At 42.0% G+C, this 2867-nt stretch carries 4 protein-coding genes and 1 pseudogene; 2 read left to right on the top strand and 3 right to left on the bottom strand.

Going from position 1 to position 2867, the window contains the following annotated elements:
- Nucleotides 1-113 (bottom strand): IS1 family transposase (locus EI164_RS15440; RefSeq protein WP_192519804.1); only part of this gene is annotated, 113 nt, incomplete at its 3' end.
- Between the two features lie 156 nt (nucleotides 114-269).
- On the opposite strand from EI164_RS15440, the gene EI164_RS15435 reads away from it, so the two are divergent.
- Nucleotides 270-584: a DUF4298 domain-containing protein gene (locus EI164_RS15435; protein ID WP_192520843.1), complete on the top strand. Its 315-nt coding sequence runs from the start codon at nucleotides 270-272 to the stop codon at nucleotides 582-584.
- Between the two features lie 42 nt (nucleotides 585-626).
- Here the strand turns inward: EI164_RS15435 and EI164_RS15430 are convergent, their stop codons facing one another.
- Both EI164_RS15430 and EI164_RS15425 read right to left on the bottom strand, forming a co-directional pair.
- The gene (locus tag EI164_RS15430) at nucleotides 627-1241 is read right to left on the bottom strand and encodes a DedA family protein (protein ID WP_192520841.1); all 615 of its coding nucleotides are present in this window, start codon (nucleotides 1239-1241) and stop codon (nucleotides 627-629) included.
- 187 nt (nucleotides 1242-1428) lie between these two features.
- On the bottom strand, nucleotides 1429-2349 hold the full coding sequence (locus EI164_RS15425) for a LysR substrate-binding domain-containing protein (protein ID WP_087041102.1): 921 nt from the start codon (nucleotides 2347-2349) through the stop codon (nucleotides 1429-1431).
- Nucleotides 2350-2496: 147 nt separating this feature from the next.
- Between EI164_RS15425 and EI164_RS15420 the strand changes: the two are divergent.
- A pseudogene (locus EI164_RS15420) lies at nucleotides 2497-2867 on the top strand (hypothetical protein); the annotation flags it as partial.

The raw sequence follows: 2867 nt of genomic DNA, 5'->3' as shown, positions 1-2867 counted from the left end.
TGACGTTTGCAGTCCTTGCACTGGTAGTTCTGCTTGCCATAGCTTTTTTTGCCGTTTTTCTTTAAACTGGGACTGTGACAGTCGGGGCAATTGATCTGTATTTGTGTCTTCATAACCTCAAATATATCATCTTGCTTCGGCTGTCACCCTTCTTTTATTACTCCAGCATACTTTTTGATACACCACCTGAATTATCACAGGTAAAGACAAGGTATTAGCTGATTTGAAATTCTAAAGAGATTTTTGCAACTATAAATAGGAGTTATATGATGAGCGAAGCTATTAATCCACAAGACATTGATCCACAAGACATACAACACAAATTTGAGCGTTGGTCTGCTCTACAGTCAAAATTATTACAGGCGCAGCAAGATTGGAGAGAGGCAGAAGCGCTACTGTCTGAGGTACAAGAGTATTATTTAAGTCCGCAGTGGATACAAGATCGTGAGGCTGATGTCACGATTAAGTACTCTGGTGAGGCTCATTCTATCTTTAGCGAAGACGGTATTTGGAATGCGATGACAGAGCATCAAGAGCAGGCGATTACTTGGATGCGCTTAGGGTTGGACGCTATCGACAAGTAGATCAAGGCGTTAGCACTTAGTGATTATCGGCCTGCGCGTTTGTTAGTGTTTATCAGATAAACGCCGCTTTACAAACCAACCAATAATAATGACAACGATAAGGATGCCAATACCTGTCGAGTAAGGGGCGAGCGTCGATTCAATAACCTCGTAGTTTTGGCCCATATAGTAACCCGCGAACGTCAGACCTGTCGTCCAAATGCTTGCACCAAGTGCGGAGAGCCCCAAAAACGGTAGCATCGGCATATTATTCATACCGGCAGGAATCGAGATGAACGAGCGGATACCAGGCACCATACGACCAAAGAATACCGCTTTTTTACCGTGCTTATCGAACCACTCATTGGTAGCTTTGATATCGTCAGGTTTTACAAAAACAAATTTGCCATATTTTTTGGTTAAGGCTATCAAGCGATCTTCATTAAACACGCGGCCTAAATAGTACAGCGGTAACGCACCAAGTACCGCGCCAAGCGTCCCTGCTAGTATGGCAAGTATGAGATTAAGCTCACCATTTGAGGCGGCAAACCCAGCAGCAGGCATAATAACCTCGGAGGGAATAGGCGGAAAGACGTTTTCGGCAAACATGGCAAAGATAATGCCAAAGTAGCCAAACTTCGCCGTGATAGAGAGTACCCAGTCACTGATTTGACCCATAAAAAACCTTTATAATAGAATGAACAATACTGCTGCTAAGCCGAATCTTTAGGCAAAAGATACTAGCTCATCAGTGGTTTTTCAATTTAGAAGGTTTTACGCGCTGTGCAAGTTTCGTTAACGTATATCTAAATCATCAGCGTAGGCAAATAGCGCCGGCGCGCCTCCGGTATGCCAAAATAAGATGTTATCGGTTGCTTTGATTTGCTCGGTGGGTATCATTACATTGGGATTCTAGCCATTCGCTTAATTTAATAATATCATCCTGATTATTCCTTAATTCCTTGCAAACGAAGTAAAAGTTATCCCCTGTTAGAAATTCATGCATTGGAACTCTAACGATATTTTGTTTATAAGCATCATCCTGCATCATATAATTATTGGTAAGAGTAATACCCAGATTGTACCGTGCGGCTTCTATCGCTAATAGTACATGACTAAAATGATTTATCTTTATATCGCTTGGTAATTCAAATCCGCCTGCCTTACACCATCGCAGCCAATCCTCCGCTGTATTCTCGCTCGTATCTGCATATCTCACAGACAATATTGGATGCCGCCACAATGCGTCAGGAAGGGGTTTATCTCTTATTTTCTCCCAAAGCTTTTGACCACAAACAGGATATAAAGTTTCAGCAAATAAAAACTTACTGATGAAAGCATGTGGAGGAGGATCGACGGTGATATAACAATCGGCCCTTTGCTCATTATAATCAGAGGGATGATTAACCATATCTAAAGTAAGTTCTATTTCTGGATACTGTCTATAGAAGTCTTCTAGTCGAGGAATCAACCAATTCACTGCGACTGAACTGTACAGAGCTAAGCGTATACGCCCAGGTTTTCCATGTTTAATAATCTGACTACTATCTGAAAGTAGACCCAATGCGCCACTCACATCTGTGAAATAACGCTCACCAACCTCTGTCAACGAAAAGGTCCGGCCTTGCCTGTAAAACATTGCTTCCCCAAGATACTCTTCAAGGATGCGTATTTGGTGACTCACGGCACTTTGTGTCACATTGAGGCTTTCTGCTGCTTTTGAAAAGCTGTTAAGCCGTGCAACGGACTCGAAGCACTGTATTGCACGCAGCGGTGGTAAATCCATTATTACCTCAGGTAATACTAAATATGTTTTATATCATTATACATCATACTCTTACTTGAATATACTGCCTGACAGATCGTTAAATCAGCATGAACCCATTGGGGTTTTAACAGTTTCTGAATTCTGAATAGGGCGGGGAGGCTAAAAATGCCAAAGATGAGTGTTGCATTTGCCATGACGCTATTGGTACTAGGAAATATCATTGCGGTCTTCTCAGACACCTTGATAAAGGCCTTGCCCTCTGAGACGGCGGTATATCAATTTATCCTGTTTCGTCAATGCACAGCGGTTTTAATGCTGTTGCCATTTTGCTTAATTAATAAAAAGAACAAGTTATTCAGTAATATAAAATGGCACTTTGTTCGTAGTCACGTGTGGTTATTGGGTGTGATATTTATGGTACTGTCTCTTCAAGCACTGCCTCTTGCGACTGCGAATGCTATTTTTTATGCCGCCCCTTTATTGACCCCTGCCGTCAAATCCGTACACATAAACTTGGGAGATTTTAATTACGCAGC

Origin of the sequence: Psychrobacter sp. FME13, from assembly GCF_014861395.1 — a bacterium.
In the GTDB taxonomy this organism is placed as follows: Bacteria; Pseudomonadota; Gammaproteobacteria; order Pseudomonadales; family Moraxellaceae; genus Psychrobacter.
This window is presented reverse-complemented; position numbering and strand designations above follow the sequence as displayed.